The sequence below is a fragment of the Actinoallomurus acaciae genome (assembly GCF_042429965.1).
GTDB classification, from domain to species: Bacteria; Actinomycetota; Actinomycetes; order Streptosporangiales; family Streptosporangiaceae; genus Actinoallomurus; species Actinoallomurus acaciae.
Genome location: NZ_JBHLZP010000015.1, coordinates 40,555 through 47,230, shown reverse-complemented (window position 1 = coordinate 47,230; position 6,676 = coordinate 40,555). Strand labels below are relative to the sequence as shown.

Annotated in this window: 4 protein-coding genes; 3 read left to right on the top strand and 1 reads right to left on the bottom strand. The window is 72.1% G+C overall.

All coding sequences use genetic code 11. The features are described 5' to 3' along the window. Nucleotides 1–76: 76 nt before the first annotated feature. Nucleotides 77–982, bottom strand: a complete 906-nt coding sequence (locus tag ACFFNX_RS04150; RefSeq protein WP_378195334.1) for a universal stress protein — start codon at nucleotides 980–982, stop codon at nucleotides 77–79. A 233-nt stretch (nucleotides 983–1,215) separates the two neighbouring features. On the opposite strand from ACFFNX_RS04150, the gene ACFFNX_RS04145 reads away from it, so the two are divergent. The 3 genes from ACFFNX_RS04145 (at nucleotide 1,216) to ftsH (ending at nucleotide 6,668) form a co-directional block, all read left to right on the top strand. Continuing rightward, entirely contained in the window at nucleotides 1,216–3,867 is a 2,652-nt protein-coding gene (locus ACFFNX_RS04145) for a cation-translocating P-type ATPase (RefSeq protein ID WP_378195331.1), read from the top strand. A 115-nt stretch (nucleotides 3,868–3,982) separates the two neighbouring features. Then, nucleotides 3,983–4,678, top strand: coding sequence for a CBS domain-containing protein (locus ACFFNX_RS04140; protein ID WP_378195328.1), 696 nt, complete (start codon nucleotides 3,983–3,985; stop codon nucleotides 4,676–4,678). A 31-nt stretch (nucleotides 4,679–4,709) separates the two neighbouring features. Next, complete coding sequence (ftsH, locus tag ACFFNX_RS04135) at nucleotides 4,710–6,668, top strand: ATP-dependent zinc metalloprotease FtsH (protein WP_378195325.1); 1,959 nt, start codon at nucleotides 4,710–4,712, stop codon at nucleotides 6,666–6,668. The last annotated feature ends 8 nt before the right edge of the window (nucleotides 6,669–6,676 follow it).

The following is a 6,676-nucleotide window of genomic DNA, read 5'->3' as shown; positions in this document are numbered from 1 at the left end:
GGGCGACGGCCCGGCGGTCGCATGGACCGCCGTCGCCGTCAAGCCGCCCGCCATCCGCCGGCCGCGCGGTGCCGCGTCACGAGCTCGCCGCGGTCGGCCGGACGATGAGCAGGGGACACGGCGCGTGGTGGATCAGGGCCTGGCTGGTCGAGCCCAGCAACATCCCGGTGAACCCGCCGCGGCCGCGGCTTCCCACCACCAGCAGTTGCGCGTCGGCGGCCAGTTCGAGCAGTCGCTTGGCCGCCCGTCCTTCGGCGACGATGCGCCGTACGGGCACGTCGGGGTACTTCTCCTGCCATCCGGCCAGCCGTTCCGCGAGCACCGCGTGCTCCCTCGTCTCGAGGCCCTCCCAGTCGATGAAGTACTGGCGGGCGGAGGCGTACGCGACGTCGGAGGCGTACTCGACCCACGTGTGCAGCACCGTCAGGTCGGTGTCGCGCGCCGCCGCCTCCTCGAAGGCCGTCGCGAGCGCCGCCTCGCTGGTCGGGGAGCCGTCCACGCCGACCACGACCGGTCCGTGTGAGGGCGGCGCTCCGTCGGCGCCGGCGCCGCGGATCACGGCCACGGGGCAGTGACCGTGGGCGACGAGGGCGACGGCGGTGGAGCCGGTGAGGAGACCGCGGAACCCGCCCGAGCCCCGGGCGCCCAGGACCATCAGGTCGGCGTCGTGGGACATGCCGATCAGCGCCCGTACGAGGTTGTCGACCCGCAGAACGGCGTCGATGTCCAGCTCGGGGTGATCTTGACGGATCGTGGCCTCGGTCTCGGCCAGCTGCCGCCGGCCCTCTTCCTCCATCGCCGTGAAGAAGTCACGGGGCACCGGGAACTCGGCGGCGACCGACGTGATGTCGACGACCTGGACCAGCCGCAGCGGTACCTTCCGGCGTACGGCCTCCTCGGCCGCCCAGCGCGCCGCCTGGAGGGCCGGGGTCGAACCGTCCACACCCGCGACGACCGTTCTTGCGGTGCTGTTCTCCGTCATGAGGAATTCCTTCTCGCCTTCGCCGTACCCGGTGGTCTTGCGCTCACTGTTCCGCTCGGGGAGACCGGGCGGACAGTGCCGAAGGTCCCGCATCGGCCGGGACCCCGGCCTCATCCGCCCGCCACCCCGGCCGGGTCCGCGGGCCGAGGTCACCCCGACACGGGGCCTTCGGCCCGTCCGTGGGGGTCGTCGGGCCGATGACGCGGGGCGACCGGCGCTGGAGGTTGGGAGTCATGACGGATCCGTCCTCGGCTCCGGATCCACGTGAGCCGCTGCCCGCGCTGCGGCGAGATCTCGGCGCCGGGACGCGCGGGCTGTCCTCGCGCGAGGCGGGCAGGCGCCTGACCGTGTACGGGCCCAATGAGGTACGGCGCCGTCAGGGCCACACGCTGATCGACGATCTGGCGGGTCAGCTCGTGCATCCGCTCGCGCTACTGCTGTGGGCGGCGGCCGTGCTGGCGTACGTGGCCGGAACCCCGGCGCTGGCCGTCGCGATCGCCGCGGTGATCGTGGTGAACGCGGTGTTCGCGCTGTTGCAGGAGCGCCAGGCCGAGCGGGCCGTCGAGGCCCTCTCCCGCTACCTGCCCGAGCAGACCCGGCTGATCCGCGACGGCCGGGAGCGTACGGTCGAGGCGCGCCTCATCGTCCCCGGCGACCTCGTGGTGCTCGACGAGGGCGACAAGGTGCCCGCCGACGCCCGCCTCGTCGAGGGCGCGGTCGAGATGGACATGTCGATGCTCACCGGCGAGTCCGTGCCCGTCGACCGGGCGGCCGGCCCCTCGCGCGCCGACACGCCCGTCCTGCGGGAGCACAACCTGGTCTTCAGCGGGACCACCTGCGTCGGCGGGCAGGCCAGGGCGGTCGTCTTCGCCACCGGCGACCACACCGAGCTGGGCCGGATCGCGGCGCTCAGCCACCACGCGGTACGCGAACGGAGCCCGCTGGAGCTGCAGGTCAAGCGGGTCGCCTGGCTCATCGCGGCGATCGCGGTGTGCGTCGGGTCGGTGTTCCTGCTCGTGGGCGTGGGGGCGGGCATGCCGGTGGCCGCGGCGCTGACGTTCGCCATCGGGCTGCTGGTCGCCAACGTGCCGGAGGGGCTGCTGCCCACGATCACCCTCGCACTCGCCGCGGGGGTCCGGTCCCTGGCGCGCCGCGGTGCGGTCGTGAAGCGGTTGAGCGCGGTGGAGACACTCGGCGCCACGACGGTGATCTGTACCGACAAGACGGGAACGCTGACACAGAACCGGATGCGGCTGCAGGCCGTCTGGACGCCCGCCGGCTCGGCCGACCGGTCGGCCGAGCACCCGTCCGGGTTCGAGGAACTCGCGGACGCGATGGCCGAGTGCACCACCGTCACCCGTGACGCGACCGGCTTCACCGGTGACCCGACCGAGGTCGCCCTGGTCGAGGGCGCCGCGTGGCTGGACCGGCCGGCCGACCTGGCCGCCCGGGACGAGCGGCGCCGCGCGCTGTTCCGCTTCGATCCGTCGCTGCGGCTGATGTCGGTCGTGACCGACACCGCCGTGTACCTCAAGGGCGCCCCCGAAGCGGTGCTTCCCCGCGCCCCCGGCTGTGACCGGGACCGCGTACTGGCCGCCGTCGCCGCGATGGCCGAGCGCGGCCTGCGGGTCCTCGCCGTGGCCACCCGGCCGGTGGACGGCGTACCGGCCCGGCGCGAGGAGGCCGAACGCGACCTGCGGCTGCTCGGACTGGTCGGCCTGTACGACCCGCCGCGGCCGCAGGTGGCCGAGGCCGTACGGCGCTGCCACGCGGCGGGCCTGCGGGTGCACATCGTCACCGGCGACAACGGCGTGACCGCCGCGCAGGTCGCTCGCGCGGTCGGCATCGGCAGCCCGCGGATGCACGTCGTCGCCCAGTCCGAAGGCGTCCGCGACCACGAACTCGACGAACTGCTCACCCGGAACCAGGAGATCGTCTTCGCCCGCGCCTCACCGGAGACCAAGCTGCGCATCGCCGATGCCCTGCGCGCGCACGGCCAGGTCGTCGCCATGACCGGCGACGGCGTCAACGACGCCCCCGCGCTGCACCGCGCCGACATCGGCGTCGCGATGGGCCTCTCGGGCACGGACGTCGCCCGGGAGGCGGCGACGATGGTCCTGACCGACGACGACTTCGCCACCATCGTCGCGGCCATCGAATCGGGACGTCAGGTCTATGACAACGTCCGCAAGTTCATCGTCTACATCTTCACTCACGCGATCCCGGAGATCACGCCGTTCGTCGTGTTCGCGCTCAGCGGCGGTACCGTCCCGCTGGCGATCGGCGTCCTGCAGATCCTCGCCATCGACCTGGGCACCGACACCCTGCCCGCACTCGCGCTGGGCCGGGAGCCGGCCGAACCGGGCATCATGGCCCGTCCGCCCCATCGCAAGGGCGAAGGTGTGATCACGGGCGCCATGCTGGCGCGGGCGTGGGCGTTCCTCGGCCCGCTGTCGGCGGTGCTCGTGATGGGAGTGTTCTTCTACGTGCTCCTCCGGGCGGGCTGGCGCCCCGGCGAGCGAACCGGCGTGCACAGTCCGCTGCACCACGCCTACCTCCAGGCGAGCACGGCGACCTTCGCCGGCATCGTCATGTGCCAGGTCGGGACGGCGTTCGCCGTACGGACCGAGCGCACCTCCCTGCGCCGCGCCGGCGTGTTCGGCAATCGGCTGCTGCTGTGGGCGATCGCCTTCGAACTGACGTTCACCGCCCTGCTCGTGTACACCCCGCCCGCCCAGCACATCTTCGTCACGGCTCCTCTGCCGCTCGATGTCCTCGGCCTGCTGGCGGTGTTCCCGTTCATCACCTGGGGGGCCGACGAGCTGCGGCGATGGCTGCTCCGGCGGAGCCACGCCGAGGCCCAGGGACGCAACGGCCGGGAATGAACGACGGACGGGGACGAAACCCCGCCCTCGTCTCCCGGCGGTCAGGACCTTTGCACACCGGTCCGCCGTCGTACGGCCCTACCGGCCGGGTGGCGGATCTACCGATGATCGGGTCATGAGCCCTACTCTCGTTCGGGACTACATGACGACGGATGTCGTGATACTGCGGCCCGGCGACGCCTTCAAGGAGATCGTCCGGGCCCTGGCCGACCGGGGCGTCAGCGGTGCCCCGGTCGTCGAGGAGACCGGTCGCGTCATGGGCGTCGTCACCGAGGCCGACCTGTTGCACAAGGAGGCGTTCACGCCGGTCGCGGAGGAGCCCCGGCGATACTTCGCGAGCCGCAGCAGCACGCGTGTGGCGCAGACGAAGGCGGCCGGGGACACCGCGACCGACCTCATGAGCGCCCCCGCCATCACGGTGGACGCGGAAGCGCCCATCGCCAGGGCGGCGCGTCTCATGGCCGTGCACGGCTTCAAACGGCTCCCCGTGGTCGGGGACGACGGCGCTCTGGTCGGGATCATCAGCCGTGCCGACGTGGTGGGGGTCTTTCTCGCACCGGATGACGAACTCCGCCGGCAGGTCGTCGCCGACGTCGTCGAACGATGCCTCTGGGAGAACCCGGAACGGATCCGGGTGCAGGTCCGCAACGGGGTGGTCACCCTCAGCGGTCGGCTCGCGTCCAAGAGCCTCATCCCGCTCACCGTCGCGCTGACCCGGAGCATCGACGGTGTCGTCGACGTCGTCGACGAGCTCTCCTACGACAGAGATGACATGACGTCCGACCGGCCGGAGGCGTGGCGATGCTCATGACCGAGCGGCCGGTCGCGCCGGTGAGCCATCGATGATCACTCGGGTACGAGAGTCGTTCTGGGGCGGGCACGAGACGCGGTCGGCCAAGCCCGGACCTCCGAACGAGCCGCCCAAGCCCGCGCCGCCCTCGCCGCCGTCCTGGCGGCGCTGGCTCCTGCCGATCGGCATCGCCATCACGCTGCTCCTGCTGACCGTACGGGGGATGTCCGCCGGGCCGCCCGCCGCCTCGCTGCCCTACAGCGACTTCGTCGCCGACGTGAACGCGGGAAAGGTCGCCGCCATACGGGTGGATGAGACCGGCGACGTCCGTGGAACCCTCAAGGACGGCAAAGGGTTCGTCAGCCGGATCCCGACCGCGCTGAATGACACTCAGCTCGAAGGCCGGCTGCGCGCGGAAGGCGTGAAGGTCACCGCGACGCGCAGCGGCGGCTCCGCCACGGCCTTCCTCGTGATGTTCCTCCCGCTGCTGGTCATCATCGGCCTGTTCCTGTGGAGCGGACGTGTGGCGCAGCGCTCCATGGCCGGTGGCGTCGGCGGTTTCGGCCGGTCCAAGGCGAAGATCATCGAGGCGGAGCGGCCCACGACCCGCTTCGCCGACGTGGCCGGCTACGAGAGCGTCAAGCGCGAGATCGGCGAGATCGTCGACTTCCTGCGCCACCCCGACCGGTACGCCGCCGCGGGCGCCAAGCCACCTCGTGGCGTGATCATGGTCGGCCCGCCCGGAACCGGAAAGACCCTCATCGCGCGGGCGGTCGCCGGAGAGGCGGAGGTGCCCTTCCTCTCGGTGACCGGCTCCGCGTTCGTGGAGATGTTCGTCGGCGTCGGCGCCTCGCGCGTACGGGACCTGTTCGACAACGCGCGCAAACGCGCTCCGTCGATCATCTTCATCGACGAGATCGACGCGATCGGCGGCAAACGGGGCGCCCGCCTCGTCACCGGAGGCCACGACGAACGGGAACAGACGCTGAACCAGCTCCTCGCCGAGATGGACGGGTTCGACCAGTCCAGCGGAATCGTCCTGCTGGCGGCCACCAACCGGCCCGAGACCCTCGACCCCGCCCTCCTGCGTCCGGGCCGCTTCGACCGGCAGGTCGTCATCCCGCTGCCGAACCAGGCCGAACGCGCCGCGATCCTCGCGGTGCACGCCAAGAGCACCCACCTCGCCGACGACGTCGACCTCGACCGCATCGCCCGAGGCACGCCGGGCTTCTCCGGCGCCGACCTGGCCAACCTCGTCAACGAAGGCGCCATCAACGCCGTACGCGCCGGGCGTACCGTCATCAGCGCCGCCGACCTGGACGCCGCACGCGACCGAGTGCTGCTGGGCCGCCGGGAGACCTCCAACGCGCTGCTGCCCGAAGAGCGGCGCGCGGTGGCCGTGCACGAATCCGGCCACGCCCTGCTCGCGGCACTCTGCGAGCACGCCGACCCGGTCGCCAAGGTCACCATCCTGCCCGCCGGCCTCACCCTCGGCGTCACCGAGCAGCTTCCCGAGGCCGAACGCCACCTGTACAGCCAGGGGTACCTCACCGACCTGCTCACCGTACGGCTCGGCGGACGGGCAGCGGAACTGGTCGTGTTCGGTGAGGGATCGACCGGAGCCGCCGACGACCTGGCCGGAGCCACCCAGATCGCCGCGCGCATGGTCCGCGAGTTCGGCCTGTCCTCCGCACTCGGCCCGGTGGGATATGCGACGGGCGACCCGCGGTACCTGGGGGCTCCCCCCGAGGACGCCGTCCTGCGTCCGTACTCCGAGCAGACACAACGGATCATCGACGAGGAGACCGCACGTCTGCTCCGCCATGCCGAGGAACGCGCCACCGCCCTGCTCCGCGACCACCGCCGTGCCCTCGACCGGCTCAGCGAACTGCTCGTCGAACACGAGACCGTCGCGGGCGACACCGTGCTCGGCGTCCTCCACGACGAAGAGGGCAGCGACATCACGCCCCTTCGAGAGCCGAAGCAGACGTCGGCGCGCTCACACACGTGACCGGCCGA